Raw genomic sequence first — 25,760 nt, forward strand, 5'->3', positions numbered from 1 at the left:
GGAATGGCGAATTAGAGTGAAAGAAAGCCTGATGTTTCATTGGGACATAAATCATTCAACGACTGTATAATTTTGGTTAATCAACACGTGTGATAGTTTTATAAAAAATGTCTTGATAAAGTATTCGCTATTAAAGGCGGATCAATTCAAGCCCATTAGTAGAGGTGAGAAACAAATTCATTACCTTCTGCAAACACCACAATTGGATGATGAATAATGGGCATTAATCGCCGAATTGGAAATATATAAGAATACTTATATTCTCTTTTGTAAAAAAGCTTAAAATTGTATTATATAATTGTATAAAGGAGGTGTATATGGATATTATTAGTAATCGCAACTTCCCAAGTTTGATTTAAGAAAATTCTTCTTTTCCATCTTTAAGATTTTTGTATAAATATCTCTATTTAATAATTCAAAGAAAAACAGTGCTTTAGTATAACAATTCGCAATATTCTCTTTATCTACATTTTTCTTTTCGTAGCATTGTCCAAGGTAATAATAAAAGTTTCCTATAATAGACATGTTTTCAAGCTTAATTGATTTAACGATTCCTTGTTCACAAGATTGTATAGCTTCTTCGTATTTATTCATATCATAGAGAGTTTTCGTTTTATTATACAGTATTCTTAATTGATAGATATCTTGATTTAATCTAGGAGAGTAGAACTCGTTACTATTAAGGTCTATTTTATTGTAATAAAATAAAGAATCATTGTAATCTCCTCTAATAGCGTATAAAAAAGCTATAGTATTGTAAATTCGGTCTTTTAGAAAGCTTTTATTTATAATAGTGTCTGGTGTATTTGATACTAATTCTTTTATTTTAAATAATGCGTCATCAAGACTTACTTTATTTAAGTGATACGAACTTAGATAGAATTGCCATTTTAAGAATATTCGAAACCAAGAGTCTTGAGGGTCTTTATCTAACTCTCGATTGACAATCTCATTAACTATATTAAATTGTTGTTTAATAGTTAGTTCTTCTATATCGTACACTAGCTTATTAATATAATTATAATTATCAGTTAATAAAATATCCGTAAAATACGTTATAGGTTTTTTTAATTTTAATGATATTGCAATTAGTAGATCTAATCCCGGGATTATTTCTCCTCTTTCAATCATACTTATCGTTGGTTGGGTACAAATTTCGTTGCTTAATTGCTCTTGTGTTAAGTGTAATGTTTTTCTTAAATTAGTAATTTCTTTCCCTAGATTATTATGCAAATTTTTTCACCTATCTTACTAAATATTTTTAAGGAGGATGTTTAAATGAGTAAAAAAGTAATTTTAGGTTTTGCTCTCTACAGGTATTATAAATAACAATTCACCATACTCCAACAAGATTTTCGATTTTTAAACATCGTCAAATGACTGGGGAGCCGAATATTATTTATTTATAGGAGGGAAATTATGATAACGGTTGAAAAGATTAAACCGGAAATGACTTATAATCTTAGACATAAAGTCTTACGTCCCAACATGACAGTTGATGATTGTGTGTATACTACGGATCATGAAGAAGGTGCATTTCATGTTGGGGCTTTTTACCAGGGGGAACTGATTAGTATAGCATCTTTTTGTATCGAGAAAAATCCTGATTTTAGCATTGAAAATCAATATCGCTTACGAGGAATGGCAACGCTTCAAGAATTTCGAATGTTAGGAGCCGGAAGACAGATTATTGATTATGCCCAAAATTTATTAACAGAACAAAATATCGATTTCTTATGGTGCAAAGCAAGAACTTCAGTACAAGAATATTATAGTAAATTAGGCTTTAACATACATGGTGAAGTTTTTGATTATCCCCCAATTGGTCCACATATTGTGATGTATAAAAATCTAACATAAGCTGAAATGTGGTGCTACTTGGGAATTTTAGATTTCTTGGTAGAAGATCTTGACCGCAGCAAGGGCTGTGCAAGTTCGTGTTCAATTCCTTTGTTTGCTGTAATAAGGATGCCTCTTGTATAAAAAAGTAGTTATTGCGAAAAATAAGACCGTCAAAATGGGTGATTTGATGACAATTAGTATTTGTAGTTTTATCACTGTTATGACGGCTTTTTGCTTTCATACATTTGAAAAATTTCGTCAAGTGTATAACTAGCTTTTTATTACAAATGAAGGAGGTGTAAACATGAGCGTAGTTTATAGAATCGCTTTAGTGTTAGTCATTATTGGAGCTATCAACTGGGGACTTATAGGATTCTTTAGATTTGATTTAGTGGCCTATTTGTTTGGTGGACAAACAGCGGTATTATCACGATGGGTTTATGCACTTGTCGGGATAGCCGGATTAATATGCATGCCGATTCTTGTGAAGCGATTTGAAGAGGATGAAGATTTTAATGAAGATTTTGATTCCCAAACTCGCATAGACAGAAATCCAAGCTATGGTTTGGAGGCTGGTGAAGAAGCAGATTTCACTGAAGTAAGAACAACTGAAGTGAAAAAAGTAGAAAAAAAGAATGAACATAATAACAAAAGTAAAAATAAAAAGTAACCTCTTATCAAAAAAACTGGTGACCATTTGGTTCGTCAGTTTTTTCATTATGGCTTAGATAAACAACAGACAAAATCCGCATTGAAATCAAGGATTGAGAATGGGTGCTTTACTTCTCTAAACGCCAGATAACAATACGGATTTTTCCAGATTCCTTATATTAGTTCACAACTATTAGCTGTTATTACTTGGAAAAGCAAATGACGAGGCAGATTCATTGTTTTGGTCGAGCCATTTTTCAGAAATTGTTTTGGTTTTTGTGAAGAAGCGAACTTGGTCAGGTCCAAACATGTGTCCTTCACCGAATTTAGAACGTTTCCAGCCCCCAAAATTATGGTAGCCCACAGGAATTGGTATTGGGACATTAACACCAACCATCCCAACCTCGATTTCGGAAGTAAATTTACGAGCTGCTGCGCCACTATTCGTAAAGATAGTCACACCATTACCGAGTTCATGCGCATTGATTAATGCGATAGCCTCGTCAAGAGACTCCACCCGTACAACATTACGTGCAGGACCAAATACTTCTTGCTCGTAAATTTCCATACCTGGTTTAACGTTGTCGAGTAGGGTAGGTCCTAGATAGAAGCCATTCGAGTTTTTCGAAATGTCAGGGTTGCGACCGTCACATACTAATGTTGCACCTTCTTCAACGCTGCGGTCGACATAACCGATGATCGTATCTTTTGATTGCTGTGTAATGACAGGACCAAAGTCAACTTCTGGATCTGTATATGGTCCTACTTTCAATTTCGAAATTTTTTCGGCTAAAATTTTCACTAATTGATTGGCCGTTTCTTCTCCAACGGGCATAATCGTTGAAATAGCCATGCAGCGTTGAGAGGCAGCTCCATAAGCAGCCCCTAAAAAAGCATTAGCAGCTTGTTCTAAGTCTGCATCTGGCATGATAACCATATTATTTTTACCGCCACCTAACGCAGTTACACGTTTACCATATTTTGAACCTGTTGCGTAAATCATATCTGCAACGGGTGTTGAACCAACAAATGAAATAGCTTCAATTGTAGGGTTGGATAAAAGTTCATTTACAGTATCTTTATCTCCATTGATGACAGTCCATACACCATCTGGTAAACCTGCTTCCTTCCAAAGCTCTGATAAAAAGAGTGCTGAACATGGAACACGTTCAGATGGCTTTAAGATGACGCAATTTCCAACGGCAACCGCCATACTTGTAATCGCCAGCGGTACCATGACAGGGAAATTAAAAGGAGAAATCGCTGCAACTACACCAAGTGGATCTTTAGCTGAATAAGCGTTAATATTGCCTCCAACATTGACAGAATACTCACCCTTTAGTAAATGAGGTGCATTGATAGCTAAATCAACAGATTCTAAGCCGCGCGTAATTTCACCCTTTGCATCTTCAGTCGTTTTTCCACTTTCAGTACAAATCATGTCAATTAAGGTATCCATTCGTTCTGTTAGCAATTGTCGAAACTTGAGCACTATTTCAGCCCGTTTGCCAACGGATAGTGCACGCCAAGCTGGAAAAGCATTCTTTGCAGCAGAGATTGCCTCTTGTACTTCCTCTTTAGTTGCAAGAGGGACCCGTGCAATGATGGCTCCTGTGCTAGGATTGTAGACGTTTGAATATTGTCCACTCTTTCCTAGAACAATCTCCCCGTTTATAAAGTGACCTAATTCTTTTACATCCGTATTTGTAACCATTAAAGTAATTCCTCCTAAAATTTAATAAGGTTTATGGCTGTTGAAGAAGTGTGCTTAAGGCATTTGTGAATTTCTCCACAATAAAATCTTTTTCGTCCGAGGAGATAATCAGTGGTGGAGCCAGTGTTAGGATATTGTTAAAGCCTGCAACTGTAACGCCATTTTTACCGATGATTAACCCTTGATCTTTACAGACACTGATCACTTTGTTGACTTCCACTATATCAAGTGGTGCTTTACTTTTTTTATCGCTGACAAGCTCAATACCTATTAATAAGCCCTTCCCTCGAATATTCCCTACATATGGATGATCCTTTAATTGCTCTTGTAATTCAGACAGAAGAATAGAGCCAACTTCCGCAGAGCGTGTAAATAAATTTTCCTGTTCCATAATTTCAATGTTTTTTAATGCTACCGCACAGGCTGCTGGAGAGCCACCAAACGTGTTCACATGACGGAAAAAATCATATTCCTTACTACCAGCAAATGCCTCGTAAATTTCTCGTCGTACAGCGGTTGCAGAAAGGGGCATATAGGCACTCGTTAAGCCTTTAGCCATCGTTATAATATCCGGTTGTATTCCGTAATTTTGGAAACCAAATGCTTTACCAGTACGTCCAAAGCCACAGATAACCTCATCTACAATGAGCAGGGCACCATGTTTTTCACAAACAGATTTTGCTCCTTGTAAATAGTTTTCATGTGGCATAATCACACCACCACCTGTAATAATAGGTTCCATGATAACAGCAGCGATAGTATCTGACATTTCCCATGTCATGACATGATCGATGGCTTGCACAGATGGTAATGCAGTAGGGTCATTACTTTGAATATGATCTTCATTGGCACGATAAGAGTCAGGCGGTGTAACATGTAGAAATCCTGGTGCAAATGGCTCGTATTTATATTTACGCTGGGCTTGTCCTGTTGCAGCTAATGCACCCATCGAGCTTCCATGATAGGCACGATAGCGAGAGATAATTTTTGTCCGACCTGCAGCTCCCTTTTGCTGATGATATTGTCGTGCAATTTTAAAGGCAGCTTCATTTGCTTCGGAGCCACTATTTGAGAAAAATACGACATAATCATCGCCTAAGAGCTCGCTAATTTTTTCGCTTAATTGGATGGCAGGAATATGACCGACTGATAAAGGTGTATACGTATTTTCTAGTAATTGTTCATAAGCGATTTGGGCAATTTCCTCACGCCCGTAGCCAACGTTTACGCACCATAAACCGGACATGGCGTCTAGATATCGTTTGCCATCAATATCTGTAATCCAAGCTCCTTTTGATTTCTGGACAATCATCGTTGCATTCGGGTTATATGGCTTCATCGCATGCCAAACATACTGCTCATCTTTCACTTGCCAATTTTGACTTGTTAAATTTGCCACTATGTCTCAATCCTCCTAAACAGGTAGTTTTGCAAGCATTCATTTATATGAGGCAACAAAAGGCAAAATAGACCCCATTTGTACTTTATATGAATGCATAACGTGATTTAGAAGGTGAAATTGTTAAATGAAAATTCAGATATATTAACGACTATTGGTGCGTTAACACATCTTCAATCAAAAATGCAATATAGAGATTTGTCTTAGTAAATGGATTACTTAAGTCCATATCTAACAGCATTTCAATTTTTTTTATTTTATAAAGGACTGTGTTGCGATGGATAAATTGACGTTCACTAATCCTACTAGTGCTACCATTTTCCTCAAGGAAAATGCGTAAGAAATGTACATAATCGGTGTTATGCAAGTCGTCATATCGATAAAGTTGCCCTAAAATGTCTTGGCTAAATGATTTGATTAATGTTTGATTTTGTACGGCCATAATAATTTTATAGGCACCAATTTCTTTATATTTGTATAAGAAGCGGTTGTTATGAAGCTTTGCTAATTGGATAACCGTTAATGATTCATCATAGCTTTTACGAACATTTTCAAGCTCTTTATGATAGTTTCCTTTACCAATGATAATATCCAAGTAACCATTTTTCTGAGTAATTTTATCGTAGATTTCTTCAACTATTTTTGAGAAGGGAGTATTTGGTGTATTAATTTGTGCTCTGTCGATTAAAAAGATGAGGTAATTTTTATGTTTTAGTTTTAAGAAGCGTTTATATCTATTCTGAAATGCAAATTGGATCAAGACCTCATAGCGATCTATCGTAACTTGTGCACTGTTTGTTGTGCAAGAAATGATGGCTAGCTCTCTTCCTTGTGGAAATCCAAGCTGTGTTAATTGATCTTTTATAGAGTTGGCGTTTTGTTTGTAGTGAAAAAGTAAATTGAAAAGAGCCTTTTCTTCGATAGAAAGTTCTTGATGGTGATTGGCAATAAATTGAAATGTTGTTTTTAAAAGGTCGGCAATGCGATAATTCCATGGCATTTGAAAAATAGGAAAATCATGTTTGTTGGCAAATTTTTTGACTGATTCTGGTATATTTGGAATGTATGGGCCGGTATTAATGATAAATCCTGCTACTTTTTTAGAGAAAGCTAATTTAACAAGCTGCTCTAAGGAATCTCCTTGTGAGACTAAATTAATACCTGTAGTGACGACTAATTCATTAGGTCTACAAAACATAATTAAATCGATGCTTTCTACTACGTTAATTCCTGTGACTCTTCGATACGTGCCGCTTTGTCCAGCTACTAATGTTAGCATTGGGAATTGAACACCCTCCACAATTTTACGAATCGTCCCCATATTTTCCCCCCTTATATATGAAGATAACTTACCATATATCATGTGCAGTTGCACATATTTTTTTAGTTTTATAACCATATCTCGCAATTTTTATCTTTTATAGAATGTGTAGTAACTACTGTGAAAGAGAGGACTTGCATATGTATAAGTGTAATAGTAGACGATTGCAAGAGTTAATTGCACAATTTAGTCAATTTGGAGCTACTGAGAATGGTGGCGTAACGCGCTTGTCTCTTTCGAATGAGGATGTATTAGCTAGAAACTACTTTTGTGAGTGTTGTGATGAATTAGGGATGGACATCAAAGTGGACGATATGGGTAATATTTATGCCATTCTACCAGGAAAAAAGGATGTTCCTCCAATTGTCATGGGGTCGCATTTAGATTCTGTTGAAAAGGGTGGAAGATTTGATGGTGTATTAGGTGTATTAACAGCTATAGAAGCAATTAGAACATTAAAGGAAAATGACATTGAGCTCGATATACCGTTAATGATTGTTAATTTTACGAATGAAGAGGGTGCTCGTTTTGATCCAGCCATGATGAGCTCTGGTGTTATCTCATCAAAATTTGAAAAAGAGAAAATGCTACAATCTGTCGACAAAAATGGTACTAGTTTCAAGGAAGCACTACTAGCAAGTGGCTATGAGGGCGATCAAGAAAATCGCTTAAAGGAAGCGCTAGCTTATATTGAATTGCATATTGAGCAAGGGCCTGTACTTGAGGCGAACCAACAGGAAATAGGAGTTGTAGAAGGTGTATTAGGCATGGTCTGCTATGAAATTACGGTGACAGGTCAATCGAATCACGCGGGCACAACTCCAATGTCGATGCGTCAAGATCCGATGCTTGTGACGTCCAAATTGATTACGTATTTACATGAAGAGCTTGGGAAAATTGACGAACAACTAGTGTTTACCTTTGGTCGAGTAAACGTCTCTCCAAATATCCATACGGTTATTCCTAACAAGGTGATTTTTACGATTGATTCGCGTCATCAAAAGCCAGAGGTCATGCAAAGGGTTGAGGAAATATTGACTGATCTACCTACAGAGAATATGGGCTGTAGTATTCAGCCTACCAAGCTATGGGGTAGAGATACAGTCTATTTCGATACAGATATTTGTAATGAGGTGGAAAGAGCTTGTCAAAGCTTTGGTTACAGTGCCCATCGAATGTTTAGTGGCGCAGGACATGATGCGCAATATATGGCAAGCATGATTCCTTCAGCGATGATTTTCGTGCCAAGCATTAATGGTAAAAGTCATTGCGAGGAAGAGGAAACAACATTTGAGGACTGTGCGAAGGGAGCAGATGTTTTACTTGAAACAGTATTGACACTGCAAACGAAGTTCAGTCTGGGAGAGACATACACGTTACATTAAGGTAGATGTATTATCTTACGCCAGGCGAAGTTGATTGAGCATTCGCCAATTATTTTACGAAGGGTGAGGGGAAAATGAAAAAAATCATTAAAGGTGGACGAGTAGCAACAGCCTCAGATGTTTTTGAGGCAGATATTTTAATAGAAAACGGAAAAATTGTTCAAATCGGCAAAAATTTAACCGAGGTAGGGGCAGAAATTATTGATGCAACTGGTAAATATGTGCTGCCGGGTGGAATTGATCCGCATACGCATTTAGATATGCCATTCAACAATACTGTGACAGATGATGATTGGAAATCTGGTACGATTGCGGCAGCTTTTGGTGGGACAACTACTATTTTGGACTTTTGCTTAACGGCTGGTGAGGAAAAGCTTTCAGCGGCAGTTGAAAAGTGGCATGAAAAGGCAAAGGGAAAATCAGCCATTGACTATGGATTTCACTTAATGATTGGTGATTTAACACCTGAAACGGAAGCTGAATTACCGAAAGTTTTAGAGCAGGAGGGTATTACTTCTGTCAAAGTATTTATGGCTTATGCAAAAGAATTTCAAGCCACAGATCGTACACTTTTTAAAGCTTTTAAAATCGCCAAAGATCTTGGTGCTGTTGTCATGGTACATTGCGAAAATGGCTCAGTTATTGATGAACTTGTGGAAGAGGCGCGACGTGCAGGACATAAGGAGCCGATTTATCATGCGCTTACTCGTCCAGCAGAATTAGAGGGTGAAGCGACAAAACGCGCTATTGAGTTAGCCCATATCGCTGGTGCTACCCTTTATGTTGTGCATGTAACTTGTAAGGAGGCAGTAGACGAAATCATTGCAGCGCGTGAAAAAGGCTATGACGTCTATGGTGAAACTTGTCCACCTTATTTAACATTGGATCAATCTGCTTTAGCACAACCGGGCTTTGAAGGGGCAAAATATGTTTGGTCCCCACCACTTCGTCCAAAATACCATCAGGAACATTTATGGAATGCGCTAAAAGCAAAACAACTACAAACGATTGGCTCTGACCAATGCTCATTTAGTTTTAAAGGTAAGAAACAATTAGGATTAAATGATTTTTCTAAAATTCCTAATGGTGGGCCATTTATTGAAGATCGCTTCAGTATTTTATATTCAGAAGGTGTAGCGAAAGGTAAGATTTCCATTAATGAGTTTGTCGATATGATTTCCACTAAAGCAGCAAAAATATTTGGTTTATTCCCACAAAAAGGAACGATTGCCATCGATTCTGATGCCGATATCGTTATTTTTGACCCAGAGGCAAAACGAGAAATCTCGGCCAAGACGCACCATATGAATGTGGATTACAACCCATATGAGGGGTGGGAGGTATCAGGTGAACCAGTCAGTGTCTTAGTGCGAGGAGAATATGTCATTAAAGATAAAGAATTTGTTGGTGTACTAGGTAGTGGACAATATATAAAACGTCCTTTAAAAAAGGCAGCTGCAGAGGAATTAAAAATTTAGCGTCTATCCGTAAATCTGTATTTACGGGCTTCAGCGAAAGAATAGATTAATTGCCCGAAATAGCCCGAATCGTGAGGACTAATAATCAATGGATATAAAGAAACTCCACTGATTAGAGTTTTACTTTATGACCGATTGCTTTGACTGGAGAGCACAGCAATTGGTCTCGTAGTTTTTATCTTTATTTAGCACATTGTTTTTAATGTAAATGAATTATGAACACATGAGGGGGATGTGGAATGGCTCCGAATCAAGAAAATACAATGACCCAACAGCTAAAACGCAATTTTGTGGAATTAACGAGTAGGATGACAAAGAATGAAGCAATAGAGGAGGCCAATCGCTGCCTGTATTGCTATGATGCAGCGTGTATTAAAGCTTGTCCAACGAGTATTCAAATCCCAAATTTCATAAAAAAAATTGCTTCTGGTAATATGAAGGGCTCTGCGACGACTATATTAGAAGCAAATCCAATTGGTGCAAGCTGTGCAAGAGTTTGCCCTACGGAGGAACTATGTGAAGGGGCGTGCGTGCTAAATTCCTCAACAAAGCCAATTAAAATCGGAGAATTGCAACGTTATGCAACGGATTGGGCGATGAAATCAAATGTTCAGCTGTTTAAGCAAGGGCAAAGCAATGGCCAAAAAGTAGCGATTATTGGTGCAGGTCCTGCAGGATTAGCAGCCGCTCGAGAACTTAGTCGTTTTGGCTATGCTGTCACAATCTATGAAGCTGAGTCTAAAGCTGGTGGCTTAGGTAGCTATGGTATTGTATCGTTCCGTTTACCGAATGAAGTCGTTGATTGGGAAGTTGAACAAATTGAAAAGCTTGGTGTGGAAATCAAAACGAACACAACCGTTGGCGTGGATATTTCTGCAGAGGAGATTTTAGAGCAATATGACAGTGTCATTTTAGCAGTCGGTATGGGGGCTGTACCGAATTTGGGCATTGCAGGAGAAGACTTAGTCGGTGTATATGATGCCATCGAGTTTGTTAGGAAGACAAAAATGGGACCGCTTACAATGAACATAGTTGGCAAGCGTGTAGCTGTTATTGGTGCTGGAAATACCGCAATCGACGGTGCCACAAGTGCTGTGCGTTTAGGCGCTGATAATGTTCAAATCCTTTATAGAAGAACACAAAAGGAAATGACTGCTTACAAATTTGAATATGAATTTGCCAAACAGGATGGTGTTGAGTTTAAGTGGTTAACAGCACCGAAAAAAATTATTGGTAATGAGGCAGGTGAAGTTGTCGGTATTGAATGTGTAAAAATGAAGCTTGGTGACACAGGTCCGGATGGTCGTCAAAGACCTGAGGAGATTATGGGGTCTAATTTCATTATTGAAGTGGATGCTGTCATTAAGGCAATTGGTCAAACACGTTTTGTGTCATTGATTGAAGCTTTCGGTTTACAGCATACAAATGGTGTTGTGGATATTGATGAAACGACAATGCAAACTTCCAATGAAAAAGTGTTTGCATGTGGAGATGTTGTCTTCGGAAATGGACAGGGCGAGGCGATGGTTGTAACAGCAGTGCAGCAAGGAAAAGATGCAGCATACAAGATCCATGAACGTTTAAGAAAACCAAGTGAGATTGCATAAGGGAGGAACTAATATGGCAGACTTACGAATTGACTTAGCGGGCATCAAATCGCCGAATCCGTTTTGGCTTGCTTCTGCACCACCAACAAATTCAGGCTACCAAGTGCAACGTGCATTTGAAGCAGGATGGGGAGGTGCTGTGTGGAAAACATTAGGGGAGCCGATATTAAATGTTTCTTCACGCTTTGCCGCTGTTAGTTATAACGGACAACGAGTAGCGGGCTTCAATAATATCGAACTGATTACGGACCGTCCTTTAGAGGTGAATTTGCAAGAAATTTATGAAACGAAGAAAAGGTTTCCTAATCACGCGATTATTGCCTCTTTGATGGTGGAACCGAAGCAAGAAAAGTGGCACGAAATTGTTAAACGAGTAGAAGATGTGGGGGTTGATGGTCTTGAGCTTAACTTTGGTTGCCCACATGGGATGGCAGAGCGAGGAATGGGTTCTGCCTCTGGTCAAGTCCCTGAATTGGTGGAAAAGCAAACGTACTGGGTGAAAGAAGCGGCAAGTACGCCTGTTATTGTAAAACTTACGCCAAACATCACAGATATTACGGTTACGGCAGAAGCAGCTACTAGAGGCGGAGCAGATGCTGTTAGTATGATTAATACCATTAATAGCTTAGCTGGTGTTGATTTAGATACTTGGAATACAGTGCCTCATGTTGGAGGAAAAGGTGCTCATGGTGGCTATTGTGGCCCAGCAGTGAAACCTATTGCACTCAATATGGTCGCTGAATGTGCCCGTAATCCATTAGTTAATGTGCCAATTTCAGGAATAGGTGGTATTTCCAACTGGCAAGATGCTGCAGAGTTTATATTAATGGGTGCTACGGGCGTGCAAGTTTGTACAGCAGCTATGCATCATGGTTTTAGTATAGTTGAGGATATGATAGATGGACTCAACAACTATTTAGACGACAAAGGTATTGCTTCTGTTATGGATTTAGTCGGTCGCTCCGTTTCCAGATATTCAAATTGGGGTGATTTAGACTTAAATTATAAAATTGTAGCAGAGATTAATAATGATGTTTGCATTAATTGTAACAAATGCCATATTGCTTGTGAGGATACATCGCATCAATGTATTGATTTATACTCAGAAGATGGTCGCCCGATGCTAAAGGTTCGAGAGCAAGACTGTGTAGGTTGTAATTTATGCTCCATTGTTTGTCCTGTAGATGGAGCTATTACAATGGTTGAACGCAAATCTGCAGTTCCTCCAATGACTTGGAATGAACGTCAATCTCTAATTAGCAGTCTATCTAAGTAAAACGTCTTCAATAAGGTTCAGCAGCACAGGTTGGGAATGACATCACGTGTGAATGAGTTGATTAAAGTAAAGTCAGTGGAAGCCTGCTAAGAAAGCACCCGGTCGCAACGGAAATCAACCCAAGTTATGGTGAGGAGACTTAAATAAACTGAAATTCCACCTTCCTTCAGCATTTTCGTTGAAGGAAGGAATAGCCTCATGTAAGTTGTCACGGAAATTGGAGAAAAAAGGAGAGAGATTTTATGGAACGTGACGGGAATTATTTAAAATCCCCAGATTTACTTCCAGTGACACATCAACAAAGAAATATTGGAACATTTGGTTTTGCAGTGATTTGGATAGGAATGGCAATTGTATTAGCGGCTTTTGCAATTGGTGGCTCGGCGATTATTAATCTACCATTGCCAATGGTTATTTTAGCAACTTTGATTGGCTCTTGTTTAATCGGTGTATTTATGACGTTAATTGGTGATATAGGGATCGAGCATGGTATATCATTCCCTGTATATATGCGTGCTCCATTCGGCACATTTGGGACACATATTCCATCGCTTGTCCGAGGAGTAACTGCAGCATGTTGGTTCGGCTTGAACACTTATTTCGGGGCACTAGCTATTAACGGTATTGTGAACTTACTTTTTGATTTTAATAATTGGTTTATCTGTTTCATTGTCTTTGCAGCACTGCAGCTATTTAATACATCACTAGGCATCAAATCTATTGAGCGCTTTGCAGATTTAGCAGCGCCGGTCATTATTTTAATTTCTTGCTGGATGTATTATACATTGGCAGATACTGCAACAGCCCAAGGGAAAAATATTTGGACGTGGGTAGAATCGCCAACAACAGGTTTTACAGCCTTCACGGCATTTATGGTAGTGATCATGGCAAATATGGGATTTTGGTCGACATTAGCAGCCGATATGCCTTCACTGTCACGCTTCTTTAAAGCACCAAAAAATGAACGCAATTGGTTCAAACGCAATAAAACACAGCTGGTCGGATCATTAATCGTCATGCCAATTACTAATACTTTCATTGTGACAATTGGTGCCGTGTGCTACATGGCTGTTGCCTCTGCTGACCCAATCAATGCATTACAACAAAGTGCAAGTGGATTCATATTAGGTATTTTACTGTTAATGATTGTGCTGGCACAATGGTCGACAAATACCTCTGCCAATGTTATACCAGCTGCAACCATTTTTTCAAATATCGGTGGACCGAAAGTGCCGTTTTGGGTTGGGGTTGTTATCGCAGGAATCATTGGTATCATTGCGCAGCCATGGAGTTTATTTGATGTGTTAGTCAATGCATTATTAATTATTGGCGGTATTTTAACAGCAATAGTTGGTATTTTATTCGCTGATTATTATCTAATCCGTAAACGCCGTGTACATGTAAAAGCACTTTATGAGTTAGAAGGCCAATTTAAATATTTAAATGGCTTTAACGTAGCCGGTTTAATCGCATGGGTAATCGGTGGTGCAGTGGCAAATATTTTCTCCACGTATTCTTCCTTAGTAGGATTCTTTGTAGGAGCATTCGTATATTATGTATTAGCAAAGTATTGGTGGTTCAAAAAGTATCCTCAAGCTGAGCTAGAAGATCCAAGTGATGCAAAATATTTAGGTATTACTGCTGGTCATAATTTGGATGAATTATTTGGACAGCAACAAGCGCCTGTGCCAACTGTCCCGGAAGAGGATGATAGGGTTGAGCAACCAGATCCGCTACTGGAAATCAAAGGTGCTGAATAACGTAGCTATCATACACTGAGGTTGATTAACGGAAAAGGCGAGGTGATTGCATGTCAGAATACTTACAAAGTACAGAAGAAATCGAAAAGGTAGACCATTATTTAGATAGTGGATTTAAAATCCAATACGTTTACGAAAATTTGAGTGGGATGTTTGTGGAGTTTGCACGTCAGGAGGAGGTTATGCTGTTGCAACTTCTAACAGCAGATGCCCGTAAATACTTCTCGGCAAAGCTTCAAGAACAAACGCTATTGCAGTAATAGAGGTGAAAAAAGCATGCTATACAAAGTGCCGAAAAACAAAATCGTTAAGGATATCTTTATGAGTGTTGCGGCGCTTTAAATGAGAGTGATTTTCCTTCTAGGCTATACGTTTACAGCTGACGCTTCGCTTTCGCGCAGAGCAAAGCTTCCTATGCTCCTATCACTATACTTTCGTCGTAAAACATAGTTTGCTAATACTCAGTGCAGAGTCTCATCTGTTTCGATTTTTATAAAGTGTAGCTTTTTTAAAAAAAGATTGATAATTTATAATAAGGTTTGAAGAAAATCACCTCCTTAGTTTGAGGTGATTTTTTTTGGATATTTATGTTAAAATTATTACTTACCTTGTATGTAATCGTTCAATTAGGGAGAAATTGAGTTTTATACTTTGTGCTGTTGTTCATACACTAATCGGCATTGCATTAATATTTTTTTACGGTAAATTACCCCGAAGCTATAGTTACATTGCTTAGTGTCTTTTTAGTTTTTAGTATTCTTTATTGGGGGTACATATTACATATTTCCTCCTTAAATGTTTATTATCGGAGGGAATCAATTACTTTCTTTATGTGTATTATCAGAATGGAGGTGCGAATCTAATGAGAAAAACAACACACATTATTTTCCTTTCGCTTTTAATTGTAATTTTATCTGCTTGTACGGAAGAAAATAACTCTGAAATTTATGTGAAGGGCTTAAAAAATGTCGATGTTTTAAATAGTCATGGAAGTATTGAAGGTTTGGAAAAAATGTTTAGTTTTTATGACAATGTACAAAATGGAGTTCCTTCTAATTTGCGAGTTGTACACTATACGATTGAAGGAGATCCAATAGTAACAGATTTAAGTCATGATGGAGAATTTCTTGAAGTGAAATATGACACTACTCGTGACAACTTTGGAAATGGAGCTATTACAATCAATCAATGTAGTAATTTAATTGAGGAAGTTAATCCTACAAATACGTCGTATATAGCGGTTGACTGTAGCGATGAACTTTATGGAATGCAAGAAATTTTGCACATTAGCTATAACATGAGCCAACAAGATCTGTTTGAGTTCGAATTGAAATATGGATTAAATAAGGAGAATGAAATAAATACGTTATCCAACACATTGATAAAAGAAAATAGTGATAACGGAACACAAATAAACAGTGACTTGAATATTGCGATGGACGTAAAGCAAGAAGTATATAAAAGACTAGTTTTTGCAAATTATCTAGGTGAAAAAGAATTAACGAGTTCTTGTGATACGGAAAGTTCAACGAATTACTTTCTAAAAGTACACATAAATGGTGGTGAACGAGAATTTCAATGGAATGATTGTGATCAAAGTTTAGATGGCGTGAAATTTACAAAGATAGCAAATTACATCATCGAACAATCCTCTAATAAAAAAATTGTACAGCCAAATGACACGATTCAAGGCTATGTGTTAGAAAAAAAGGACAACGGGCTGTTGATTGGAGAAGGCATTACGATGCTAGATTATGAATGGGTTAAAGATGAATTACAGCATATGGATTTTGATCACTATATTATTGAATTTACCATCCTAGAAGGTATTGATACAAAAGAATACCACCCAGGAGATAAAATCCTAGCAACCATAGAAGAACGAATGAGTGATTCCAAACCGGGTAGGGCAAAAGTAAAGGAAATTAAGAAAATAGAAATTCATTAATTGTTTTTAAGGAAGTCTAAATCTATTAGTCAAATTACTCGTTTGTGATTAGGATTAACTCTGAAATAAAAAAGCGCCTCTCGTATTGTACTACAGCCCAATTGTTAGACAGAACTAACAATTGGGCTGTAGTTTTTATCTTCATTCAGCAAATGTTTCTTGCATCGAAAGCGTAGCGGCAGATACAGAAGACTCTCACCTCTATAGCTGGTGAGATGAATGCAGTTTTGGTTCTTTTTCAGTGGGTGTCCAAACACCTACTGAAATAGAGGAACTCAGTCTAAGAACGCCACGTCCTGTGGCAACGACTGAGTGACCAACATCATGCCGCTGACGCTTCGCTTTCGCGCAAAAAACATCTGTTGGCCCAAAGCCTCCGGCGGATGTCACGGATTTTGAAAGGAATGAATAAAGGATGTTAGCCTAAAACCTTCGCATCCTGCGAAAACGGCTAACTGACCTGCGTCGTGCAGGCCTGGGACAATTCAAAATCCGGACGCAATTACGCCAAGGCGAAATTGATAAACAAATATTTTTTAGACGAAAAAGCTTTTTAGGAAGTGAACATCCTTACGACCTTTAGGTTTATAAAAATTCTACTTGTAATATGCCGATACTTCTGAATATTTCGTTTTTTGTTTTTCGTAATTGAAAAAACTTCATGACCTCTTATGTTACTTTTTATTCATCGTACTATGTTTTTGCCCATATAAAGCGTAAATAATCAGACCTATCATAAACCAAATACCACAAGCAATCCATGTGTGGACTGAGAGCTGAGAGATGAGGAATAGACACATTAAAAAGGACAAAATTGGTAGCGTTGGGAAAAATGGCACTTTAAAGCCACCTGAAGGGATATTTTTGTTTTTGCGTAAGTTAATTACGCCAATAGAAACAATTGTAAAGGCTACTAAAGTACCCATATTCACAAGCTCTGTTAGCTTTGAAAGTGGTACAAAGCCAGCACAAAAAGCTACCAGTAGAGCAAATATCCAAGTATTTTTCACGGGTGTTTTAAATTTGGGACTTAGCTCAGCCATGCTTTTTGGTAGTAATCCATCTCGACCTAATGCGTACAGTAGGCGTGTCCCGCCATAAGACATTACAAGAATAACAGTCATCATTCCTACAACTGCACCAAGTGAAATAATCCCTGCTATCCAATCTTGATGGACAAGCTGCATAACATAGCTTACAGGGTCACTGACATTTAGTTCTGAGTATGGCACGATACCTGTTAAGACAAGTGAAACGGCAACATAAAGAACAGTACAAATAAGGAGTGATCCGATAATTCCAATAGGCATATTTCGTTGTGGATTTTTTACTTCTTCGGCAGCTGAAGAAACAGCATCAAATCCTAAGTAAGCAAAAAATACTAATGCTGCACCGCTAAATATACCTTCAACACCAAATGGAAGAAATGGTTGCCAATTAGTAGGCGCTACGTAAAACATCCCCACACCGATAAATAGTAAAATAACGGCGACCTTTAAGAAAACCATAAAGGAATTTAATCTAGTGGATTCTTTAATGCCAAGCGTTAATAAAAAAGCTGTAGCAAAAATAATGAAGATAGCAGGTAAATTGATAAACGTTCCATCAGTAGGATTAAATGCACCTGAAATTGCTGTTGGTAATGCAATGTTAAATCCAGCAAGTAATGAACTTAAATAAGATGACCATCCGGTAGCAACAGCCGCTACTGCCAATCCATATTCCAATAGCAATGCCCATCCAACGAGCCATGCGACAATTTCGCCAAAGACGATATAGCCATACGTATAGGCACTACCTGTAACTGGAACGCTAGACGAAAACTCCGAATAACACATGCCTGCAAACGCACAAACGATGGCAGCTATGATAAAGGAGAAAACAATCCCTGGACCTGCATGGGTAGCAGCGACTGTACCAGGTAAAATGAATATTCCTGTACCAACAATCGCACCTATGCCAAGCAATACAAGGTCAAAGGCACCAAGTGTTTGCTTAAGTTGAATAGTCCCTCTCTTTTGTAGTAAATCTTCTACATTCTTTTTTCTGAATAACTTTTTACTCACGAACAAACCTCTTTTTCTTAGAAATATGTAAAGATTTTATACTTTTTTGATTATTAGGTCAATTATTTTTACGATTTTAAGTTAAATTAGATGAATTTTAGGAAATTTTTAAATTAAAAGAGATTTTTAAATTAATTAGTCTAATGTGAATAATAAAAATATTCTGAAATAATTATTTGTCATTATATAAATTTGAAGTAATGTTGATTTAATGTGTTTTTCCTGAAAATACAATTGTGTTTTTAGAAAGAATTTATTATTATTGATAAAGTAATCATCGTAGAGAACATAAAAGAAAGAGGCGTAATTGGAGTGGCAAATAAAGAATTAAAAAGAGGATTAGAGGCACGTCATATCCAAATGATTGCTCTTGGAGGTACAATTGGCGTGGGTCTATTTATGGGTTCTGCAAGTGCCATTCAGTGGACAGGACCTTCCGTGCTCCTAGCATATGGGATAGCAGGTATATTTATTTTTTTTATTATGCGAGCAATGGGAGAGATGCTCTATGAGGAACCAACTACAGGTTCTTTTGCAACATTTGGCTATAAATATATTCATCCATTAGCCGGTTATTTAACGGCATGGAGTAACTGGTTCCAGTGGGTCATTGTCGGAATGTCAGAGATTATAGCAGTAGGAACATATATGCAATATTGGTATCCAGATTTACCAGCGTGGATTCCAGGTTTCATTGCAATGGTGATTTTAGCTGTGGCCAACTTTATTTCTGTTAAATCGTTTGGAGAATTTGAGTTTTGGTTTGCCATGATTAAAATTGTGACGATTGTTTTAATGATTGTTGCAGGTTTTGGTCTTATTTTCTTCGGGATTGGTAATGAAGGCGTAGCAATCGGGTTATCGAACCTTTGGAATCATGGAGGCTTCTTTACTGGCGGTTGGACTGGCTTCTTCTTCGCTTTATCATTAGTGGTTGCGGCATATCAAGGTGTCGAGCTCATTGGGATTACAGCAGGAGAGGCGAAAAACCCTCAAAAAACTATTACTAATGCGATTCAAAGTATTATATGGCGTATATTAATATTTTATATTGGTGCAATCTTTGTGATTGTAACAGTTTACCCGTGGGATGAATTAGGTACAATTGGTAGTCCGTTTGTTGCAACTTTTGCAAAGGTTGGAATTACTGCTGCAGCAGGAATGATAAATTTTGTTGTTATTACAGCGGCGATGTCAGGTTGTAATAGTGGAATTTATAGTGCAGGACGTATGCTGTATACGCTTGCCATGAATGGTCAAGCACCCAAATTTTTTGGGAAGCTTACTAGTAATGGTGTTCCGATATTCGGTACTGTAGGTGTACTAATTGGTTTAGTTATTGGGGTTATTTTAAGCTATATAGCACCACAAAATTTATTTGTCTATGTATACAGTGCTAGTGTACTTCCGGGGATGATTCCGTGGTTTATTATTTTAATAAGTCAAATTCGGTATAGAAAAATAAAAGGTGAACAACTATCGAAGCACCCGTTCAAAATGCCGATTGCCCCATTTACAAACTATATAACGATTGCCTTTTTAGTAATGGTGCTTATCGGTATGTGGTTTAATGATGATACACGCGTCTCTCTAATTGTCGGAATTATTTTCTTAGCACTTGTTTCAATTAGCTACTATGCGTTTGGTATTGGAAAAAATCGTCCAGATAAAAATCAATAATATGAAAGGATGTGTCTCAACGTGTTGTGAGATACATCCTTTTTTGCTTACTACTATTTTTTTCGCATAATAAAGCTTAAGTGTCTTCCTGCTTGTTTATCTTGGCGATAGGAAAAGCCATCTGGACTAAGGAATGTGCAAGTTGCATCAATGCATATTTGCTCGGATGGAATACCAGCAAGCTCGCATTGTTTTTTCACGGTTTGTTGATTATCAATATGATATTTATTCGTTTCAGCATTAAAATACATAAAATCTTCAGCATATCCAAGATTGTGGAATTTTTCGTAGACATCTACATCCACCTCAAATTTTTGTTGACTCAGTGCCATACCAATTTGTACGTGGAAATCTTGTGGTTTGCATTGCTCATGCTCCATTAAATGTTGGAGCAGCTTTAATGTCACTTCCTTAACGGTTCCTTGCCAGCCTGAATGAACTACGCCAATAAGGCCATTCACTTCATTATAAAGAATGACAGGTACACAATCTGCAGTAAAGCTACATAAAAGTAAATTCGGCTCTAGTGTATAGAGTGCATCCGTATTCGAAATGGCAGTGTTCATCTGCTGTGCGCCACGTCCTTTATCAGCAATCGTGACTTTATGGAAATTAGCACTATGTGTTTGCTGAGTGCAAATGAAACTATTCAAGTCACACTGCAAGGTTGCGGCTAATTTCTTTCGATTTTCTAGCACATTCGTTACATTCACACACGTATGAAGTGCCATATTGTTTTGTTCCAGCTCCAGTGCATTCTTTAAGGTAGTGCCTGCGATAAATCGGTCGTTATCAAAATAAATTTTTGTTTTCATATCATCACCTCGTCTTACTATATATGATTGGCAAGTGAATGTATAGGCGCATACGATTTGATCTTTTTACATTACATTTCATATCCCTCTATTGAACTTTTAGACATAAAAAATAGATTTCTTCACATATATTATCGAAGAATCATTAATAGTGGGAAGGAGTGTGAATAGATGACGCAAGCACATTTTCTACTGATTTGCCAATTAGGCACAGGGCTTTTTTGGATTATTACATACATACTAATCATTAAAAAAGGATTTCAAGATAAGAAATATGGCATGCCGATGGTTGCAATTTGTGCAAATATTTCATGGGAATTTATCTTCGCCTTTATGTATCCGCAAAATGAACTGCAAAGAATCCTTACTTTAATTTGGTTTATTTTAGACATCTTCATTATGCTGCAGTTTTTGCTTTATGGTTATAAGGAGTATAAAAAAATAATTCCGATAAAAATATATTATTCATCTTTTTTCATTACACTCGTAGTAAGCTTTTTCACGATTTTAGCGATGATGCATGAATTCGATGATATGGCAGGCACATATGCAGCATTTTCACAAAATCTGATAATGTCGGGGCTTTTTATCGCCTTATTCATACAAAGGGGGAACTTAAGCGGTCAATCAATGGGCATAGCAGTTTGTAAAATGGTCGGTACTGCATTTGCTGCAGTCGGCTTCTATATGTATTTTCGAACACCTTTGATCACCATAATCTCACTTGCAACCCTTATCTATGATTGGATCTATATTGTATTAATTTATAGGAAATATGCTCAATAATCTGCAAGCTTTTTGTGATAGAGGCACCTTTAGTAGGGGGGCTTAGAATCACAAAAAGTCTTGCAGATTTTTTTAATTCTTAATAAAAATTGTATGTATTGGTTATTGTAGCCAAAATTTTGCATACAGAAACTATAGTAATATATGCTAATTACAATAGTGTTGCAACTATATTACAAAGTTCAACAGTAAGAATAGCGCCATGTAGGTAATTGTATAGCACTCTTTACCTTATGTAATACAATTGTAAAAATCCTTCCAAATATTTAGTGATGAATAATATTGTGAAACTATTTACGATAAATATAGAGCAAATTAGGAAGGATTGATTTACATGTTTAAAAAAGTAAAAAAAGCAGTACTTGCTTCAGTATTATCCGCATCATTATTAATTCCAGTCGTTGCCTTGGCAGCCGACTCATATACAGTAGCATCAGGTGATTCACTTTGGAAAATCGCTGTAAAAACTCAAACAGGTACACAGGAGCTAATTGATGCAAATCCTCAGCTAGCGAATCCAAATCAAATATATCCAGGCCAAAAAATCAATATTCCTACTAAAGAACAAGCGGGTGTCGAACAAGAGGTTGTTAAACTAGTTAATGCAGAACGTGCTAAAGCCGGTCTGCCAGCTTTAAAAGAAGATTGGGAACTTTCAAGAGTGGCAAAATATAAATCTCAGGACATGCATGACAAAAAATACTTTGATCACACAAGCCCAACATACGGTACACCATTTACAATGATGAAAAACTTTGGCATTACGTATAAATCTGCAGGCGAAAATATCGCAATGGGTCAACGCTCAGCAGAGGAAGTTGTCAAAGCATGGATGAACAGTGAAGGACATCGAGCAAATATCCTGAACAAAAGTTTCACACATATTGGTGTAGGATATGTGAAGGACGGCAACTACTGGACGCAAATGTTTATTCAAAAATAACAATAATGAACTGCCCCGAACTCAGCTTTACTGAGGGAAGGGCAGTTATTTTATTTTACAGGGAATTACCATTGCTTGAACATAGAAGATAGAAAAAATAATAAAAGGCATCGAGAGTGAACTTCCCGATGTCTTTTGTCGATACACTTTTTCATACTTATCCCTGCTGATTCTTAATATTAATGGCCTTAGCGCGCGAATTAACGCCAAGCTTACTATATATAGTGGATACATAAACACGAACGGTTCCTTCCGATAAATGCAAATGGTTAGCAATTTCGCGATTAGTTTTACCATTTGCTAATAAATCAAAAATCTCTTGTTCACGAGATGTTAGTAATTCGTTTGTGAGAGTATGGGTCTTGCTACTTGTTTTGAGATAATTAAAATAATGCTCCGGTACAGGATCCCACTTCATATCAAGCTGTACTTCCTTGAAATATCTGTTTAAAAGCGGGAGTATTTCTTTTTCATCTAAAAAAGTACGAACATAGTAAAATTTCGCTGCCACAACTAATCCCTCATGTAAAATATCCAATGCGATCTTGGTGTCTCCTAAACGATTATGACAAATTGCTTCAAGCACCGTCGCTTCCACAATTGTTGCAATTTGCTCATCTTGCTGTGCTTTGGTTTTTACTTGAATCAGTACGGTTAAAGCATCGTTAGGCTGTTCTTTTAATAACAATAACCGAGCATATACTAACTGCCAAAAAGGTTGCTTTGTTTTAGTTGCCTGTAATATCATCTCAGCATTCTGGGTATCACCGGCGACTACATAGCCATATGCTTGCATAATCCGAAGGGATGTTTGCCAATGTTTTTCTCTAACAGTCTCTAATACTTGAGTCAGCATCGCTTGTGCAGAATTCAGTTGGTTTTGCTGCATGTAAATTTTAGCCTTTAGTAAATACATTGGGATAAATAAACCGGGATCATTAAATTGATGTCCTAACCTGATAGCGATTTCTAGCTCCGTTTGCGTAGCCTCTAATAGGTTTCGCTCGTATAAAGATTCGGCAGCAACCCCATAACTAAACGCTGTGACATTAGCAGTTTGTAAAGCGGTTTCTCGAAAAAGCTCTCCTATAGCTGCACCTTCTTCTAATGTTTGAAGTTTTCCTCTCGAACCTAAGCTTGTTCTTACCAGCTTATATTCAAAAATATTATAAGGGATTGGAACGTTATCCCAACGTGAAGGAGCTGGTCCCTTATCAAGTAACTTCCGCATAATTTCTTCTACTAAAAGTAAATCTCCACCTGACGCAACTATAGCGTATGCCTTTGCACTTTCATAAATATATGCCATTCCTGCATGCTCATCTTGTTCCATCCATCGCTCTGTATGTTGACGTAGTTCAAGTTCTTGCATAAGTGAAGTAGTCGTTTCAACCTCCATTGTGGATATAGAGGTAAGGAAGCCCATGACAAGCATTTCGTAAGGAACTGTATAGTGATTGCTACGAAGTTGATGTAACCAGCGCATGAATGTAGCAGTTTGGCCAGACAAAAATAGTTGGACAAGATGTGTTGTAATCCATATATTTGCTTGGTCATATAGTTCATGCTTAAGGGACAATTCAATCGCAGAGATATAATCACCCTTATCATATATAAGAAGAGCAGTTTCTTGGACAGTTGTCTTGACTTGCTGAACTGACAATTGTCTGTTTAGTTCAATTTGTAAAGCTTCTGCAAACAAATGATGGTAACGGAAAATAGGCCTTGGTGCTTGAAGACGTATGATGAAAAGCCCCTTCGCCTCTAATTCTTCCAGCAGTTCACGGCTGTTTGTGTGCTTCGTTAATTGGTCGCAAATAACTGGGTCAAGCTCATTTAATAACGATGTGCGTATTAGAAATGCCTGTGTTGTAGAAGGCAGGTTGGCAATAATCTCTTGCCATAAAAATTCTGAAATAAATGGCTGTGCTTGCTCTTGCCATTGCTGTAGGGAGTCTTTGTCATTTACTAAGCTAGCTAGTATTAAACCTGCTACCCAGCCTTCAGTTTTTTCCATAATAAGTTGGAGTACATCATGATTCGATGCAGGTAAATTTTTCATCGCGAAAAATTGTTTAGCTTCCTGCAAGGTGAAACGTAATTGTTCTGAATTAATTTCATGTACCCATTGTTTAACACGCCATTTGGCAATTGGTAATGGCAATGCAGTTCGCGTTGTTAAATAAACATGAACCTGTTCAGGTAGTTGCTCAATGAACTGTGTCATTCGTTGATGAATAATAGGATTAGAGATTAAATGATAATCGTCCAACACAATATGTATAGGTTTTCCAATGGAGATGATTTCCTCTAAAAAGGAATTAATAAAAAATTCAAGTGTTGCTGGTTCTTGTGAATGCAAAAGAGGTGTAAGTACTTGATCTGTATTTGTTTGAAAAGCTTTTGCTACCGCATGTAATACGTAGGTCCAGCAACGAATTGGATCATTATCAGCATGGTCAAGTGATATCCATGCTATAGACTCCTGTGTTTGTTTGAGCCAGTGGCTTAAAAGAGTTGTTTTGCCATAACCTGCAGGAGCACGAAGAATCGTCACCTTTTTTAACGTATTATTACGAAAAGCGTCAAATAATCGAGCTCTTTCTACCGTGTCAATTGAACTGTCAGGAGCTTTAATTTTCGAAGATAGTAACATATTTAACGTCATATTTTTTCTCCTTATTTACGAAAAAATTTTTCAACACAAACCCAGTCGGAAGGATACTATCATTTTACTAAATTTTTACGATTTTTCGAATGTTAATTGTCCTAACATTAACATTTGTCAGTATTATCTTGCTTATTTCGAATATTTTAATTAATTTTAGCGTGCTAATTCTTTCGGTATAGTGACGATTCAATGCACCCACACATTGAGCTATGATTATATTACTGATTAGTAGTAGCAGATTACATATTGCACTTGCTATAACAAAAATTTAGTCCAGATGAGCGAGTAACACTTGCGCGGTTTGTAGCATTTATAAAAAATAAACATTCTACAAAGTGATTCCCTAGACTTTGTGGAGTGTTTTCATTTTATCCCGCATGAACGGGCAGTAAGACTGATGTGAAAAATAGTAGTGGAG

20 protein-coding genes are annotated in these 25,760 nt (G+C 37.3%); 12 read left to right on the forward strand and 8 right to left on the reverse strand.

The genetic code is table 11. The features are described from left to right. Positions 1–327 precede the first annotated feature (327 nt). Positions 328–1,233, reverse strand: coding sequence for a helix-turn-helix domain-containing protein (locus ACIQXF_RS09270; protein WP_402781892.1), 906 nt, complete (start codon positions 1,231–1,233; stop codon positions 328–330). Positions 1,234–1,419: 186 nt separating this feature from the next. Between ACIQXF_RS09270 and ACIQXF_RS09275 the strand changes: the two genes are divergently transcribed. Both ACIQXF_RS09275 and ACIQXF_RS09280 read left to right on the forward strand, forming a co-directional pair. After that, positions 1,420–1,860: a GNAT family N-acetyltransferase gene (locus ACIQXF_RS09275; protein WP_402781895.1), complete on the forward strand. Its 441-nt coding sequence runs from the start codon at positions 1,420–1,422 to the stop codon at positions 1,858–1,860. A gap of 286 nt (positions 1,861–2,146) precedes the next feature. Next, the gene (locus ACIQXF_RS09280) at positions 2,147–2,512 is read left to right on the forward strand and encodes a DUF378 domain-containing protein (protein WP_402781898.1); all 366 of its coding nucleotides are present in this window, start codon (positions 2,147–2,149) and stop codon (positions 2,510–2,512) included. A gap of 174 nt (positions 2,513–2,686) precedes the next feature. On the opposite strand, the gene ACIQXF_RS09285 is transcribed toward ACIQXF_RS09280, so the two are convergent. The 3 genes from ACIQXF_RS09285 to ACIQXF_RS09295 all read right to left on the reverse strand — a co-directional run bounded on the left by ACIQXF_RS09285 (position 2,687) and on the right by ACIQXF_RS09295 (position 6,927). After that, complete coding sequence (locus ACIQXF_RS09285) at positions 2,687–4,207, reverse strand: CoA-acylating methylmalonate-semialdehyde dehydrogenase (protein WP_402781901.1); 1,521 nt, start codon at positions 4,205–4,207, stop codon at positions 2,687–2,689. A 31-nt stretch (positions 4,208–4,238) separates the two neighbouring features. Next, the gene (locus ACIQXF_RS09290; protein WP_402781904.1) at positions 4,239–5,606 is read right to left on the reverse strand and encodes an aspartate aminotransferase family protein; all 1,368 of its coding nucleotides are present in this window, start codon (positions 5,604–5,606) and stop codon (positions 4,239–4,241) included. 151 nt (positions 5,607–5,757) lie between these two features. Continuing rightward, the gene (locus ACIQXF_RS09295; protein ID WP_402781906.1) at positions 5,758–6,927 is read right to left on the reverse strand and encodes a PucR family transcriptional regulator; all 1,170 of its coding nucleotides are present in this window, start codon (positions 6,925–6,927) and stop codon (positions 5,758–5,760) included. Between the two features lie 140 nt (positions 6,928–7,067). Between ACIQXF_RS09295 and ACIQXF_RS09300 the strand changes: the two genes are divergently transcribed. The 7 genes from ACIQXF_RS09300 (at position 7,068) to ACIQXF_RS09330 (ending at position 16,381) form a co-directional block, all read left to right on the forward strand. Then, entirely contained in the window at positions 7,068–8,312 is a 1,245-nt protein-coding gene (locus ACIQXF_RS09300) for a Zn-dependent hydrolase (protein ID WP_402781908.1), read from the forward strand. Between the two features lie 74 nt (positions 8,313–8,386). Next, positions 8,387–9,790 (forward strand): dihydropyrimidinase, encoded by a 1,404-nt coding sequence (gene hydA, locus ACIQXF_RS09305; protein ID WP_402781911.1) that lies wholly within the window; start codon positions 8,387–8,389, stop codon positions 9,788–9,790. A gap of 239 nt (positions 9,791–10,029) precedes the next feature. After that, positions 10,030–11,397, forward strand: a complete 1,368-nt coding sequence (locus tag ACIQXF_RS09310; protein ID WP_402781914.1) for an NAD(P)-dependent oxidoreductase — start codon at positions 10,030–10,032, stop codon at positions 11,395–11,397. Positions 11,398–11,410: 13 nt separating this feature from the next. Next, positions 11,411–12,673 carry an NAD-dependent dihydropyrimidine dehydrogenase subunit PreA gene (gene preA, locus ACIQXF_RS09315; RefSeq protein ID WP_402781917.1) on the forward strand — a complete coding sequence of 421 codons (1,263 nt, stop codon included), beginning with the start codon at positions 11,411–11,413 and terminating at the stop codon, positions 12,671–12,673. Positions 12,674–12,915: 242 nt separating this feature from the next. Continuing rightward, the gene (locus ACIQXF_RS09320) at positions 12,916–14,433 is read left to right on the forward strand and encodes an NCS1 family transporter (RefSeq protein WP_402781920.1); all 1,518 of its coding nucleotides are present in this window, start codon (positions 12,916–12,918) and stop codon (positions 14,431–14,433) included. A gap of 50 nt (positions 14,434–14,483) precedes the next feature. After that, complete coding sequence (locus ACIQXF_RS09325; RefSeq protein ID WP_402781923.1) at positions 14,484–14,693, forward strand: hypothetical protein; 210 nt, start codon at positions 14,484–14,486, stop codon at positions 14,691–14,693. A 602-nt stretch (positions 14,694–15,295) separates the two neighbouring features. Next, positions 15,296–16,381: a DUF4362 domain-containing protein gene (locus ACIQXF_RS09330; protein ID WP_402781925.1), complete on the forward strand. Its 1,086-nt coding sequence runs from the start codon at positions 15,296–15,298 to the stop codon at positions 16,379–16,381. Between the two features lie 201 nt (positions 16,382–16,582). Here ACIQXF_RS09330 and ACIQXF_RS09335 read toward each other — a convergent pair whose 3' ends face one another. Together ACIQXF_RS09335 and bcaP are read right to left on the reverse strand one after the other, a co-directional pair. Further along, the gene (locus ACIQXF_RS09335; RefSeq protein WP_402781928.1) at positions 16,583–16,771 is read right to left on the reverse strand and encodes a hypothetical protein; all 189 of its coding nucleotides are present in this window, start codon (positions 16,769–16,771) and stop codon (positions 16,583–16,585) included. A 284-nt stretch (positions 16,772–17,055) separates the two neighbouring features. After that, positions 17,056–18,447: a branched-chain amino acid transporter BcaP gene (bcaP, locus tag ACIQXF_RS09340; protein WP_402781931.1), complete on the reverse strand. Its 1,392-nt coding sequence runs from the start codon at positions 18,445–18,447 to the stop codon at positions 17,056–17,058. 312 nt (positions 18,448–18,759) lie between these two features. On the opposite strand from bcaP, the gene ACIQXF_RS09345 reads away from it, so the two are divergent. Beyond that, positions 18,760–20,127 carry an amino acid permease gene (locus ACIQXF_RS09345; RefSeq protein WP_402781934.1) on the forward strand — a complete coding sequence of 456 codons (1,368 nt, stop codon included), beginning with the start codon at positions 18,760–18,762 and terminating at the stop codon, positions 20,125–20,127. Positions 20,128–20,180: 53 nt separating this feature from the next. Here ACIQXF_RS09345 and pgeF read toward each other — a convergent pair whose 3' ends face one another. Further along, positions 20,181–20,942, reverse strand: a complete 762-nt coding sequence (gene pgeF, locus ACIQXF_RS09350; protein ID WP_402781937.1) for a peptidoglycan editing factor PgeF — start codon at positions 20,940–20,942, stop codon at positions 20,181–20,183. A 171-nt stretch (positions 20,943–21,113) separates the two neighbouring features. Here pgeF and ACIQXF_RS09355 point away from each other — a divergent pair, with 171 nt between their 5' ends. Both ACIQXF_RS09355 and safA read left to right on the forward strand, forming a co-directional pair. After that, the gene (locus ACIQXF_RS09355) at positions 21,114–21,728 is read left to right on the forward strand and encodes a transmembrane-type terpene cyclase (RefSeq protein WP_402781940.1); all 615 of its coding nucleotides are present in this window, start codon (positions 21,114–21,116) and stop codon (positions 21,726–21,728) included. A 334-nt stretch (positions 21,729–22,062) separates the two neighbouring features. Continuing rightward, entirely contained in the window at positions 22,063–22,671 is a 609-nt protein-coding gene (gene safA / locus ACIQXF_RS09360; RefSeq protein WP_402781942.1) for a SafA/ExsA family spore coat assembly protein, read from the forward strand. Positions 22,672–22,828: 157 nt separating this feature from the next. Here the strand turns inward: safA and ACIQXF_RS09365 are convergent, their stop codons facing one another. Next, a complete protein-coding gene (locus tag ACIQXF_RS09365) occupies positions 22,829–25,339 on the reverse strand; it encodes a winged helix-turn-helix domain-containing protein (RefSeq protein ID WP_402781945.1) in 2,511 nt (836 codons plus the stop codon). Positions 25,340–25,760: the final 421 nt, after the last annotated feature.

Source organism: Lysinibacillus sp. NPDC097231, from assembly GCF_044761885.1.
Lineage (GTDB): Bacteria > Bacillota > Bacilli > Bacillales_A > Planococcaceae > Lysinibacillus.

Coding starts and splice junctions, on each gene's coding strand:
- ACIQXF_RS09275 (WP_402781895.1), top strand. CDS start 1,420: ATGATAACGGTTGAAAAGATTAAACCGGAAATGACTTATAATCTTAGA.
- ACIQXF_RS09280 (WP_402781898.1), top strand. CDS start 2,147: ATGAGCGTAGTTTATAGAATCGCTTTAGTGTTAGTCATTATTGGAGCT.
- ACIQXF_RS09285 (WP_402781901.1), bottom strand. CDS start 4,207: ATGGTTACAAATACGGATGTAAAAGAATTAGGTCACTTTATAAACGGG.
- ACIQXF_RS09295 (WP_402781906.1), bottom strand. CDS start 6,927: ATGGGGACGATTCGTAAAATTGTGGAGGGTGTTCAATTCCCAATGCTA.
- ACIQXF_RS09300 (WP_402781908.1), top strand. CDS start 7,068: ATGTATAAGTGTAATAGTAGACGATTGCAAGAGTTAATTGCACAATTT.
- hydA (WP_402781911.1), top strand. CDS start 8,387: ATGAAAAAAATCATTAAAGGTGGACGAGTAGCAACAGCCTCAGATGTT.
- ACIQXF_RS09310 (WP_402781914.1), top strand. CDS start 10,030: ATGGCTCCGAATCAAGAAAATACAATGACCCAACAGCTAAAACGCAAT.
- preA (WP_402781917.1), top strand. CDS start 11,411: ATGGCAGACTTACGAATTGACTTAGCGGGCATCAAATCGCCGAATCCG.
- ACIQXF_RS09320 (WP_402781920.1), top strand. CDS start 12,916: ATGGAACGTGACGGGAATTATTTAAAATCCCCAGATTTACTTCCAGTG.
- ACIQXF_RS09325 (WP_402781923.1), top strand. CDS start 14,484: ATGTCAGAATACTTACAAAGTACAGAAGAAATCGAAAAGGTAGACCAT.
- ACIQXF_RS09330 (WP_402781925.1), top strand. CDS start 15,296: ATGAGAAAAACAACACACATTATTTTCCTTTCGCTTTTAATTGTAATT.
- pgeF (WP_402781937.1), bottom strand. CDS start 20,942: ATGAAAACAAAAATTTATTTTGATAACGACCGATTTATCGCAGGCACT.
- ACIQXF_RS09355 (WP_402781940.1), top strand. CDS start 21,114: ATGACGCAAGCACATTTTCTACTGATTTGCCAATTAGGCACAGGGCTT.
- safA (WP_402781942.1), top strand. CDS start 22,063: ATGTTTAAAAAAGTAAAAAAAGCAGTACTTGCTTCAGTATTATCCGCA.
- ACIQXF_RS09365 (WP_402781945.1), bottom strand. CDS start 25,339: ATGACGTTAAATATGTTACTATCTTCGAAAATTAAAGCTCCTGACAGT.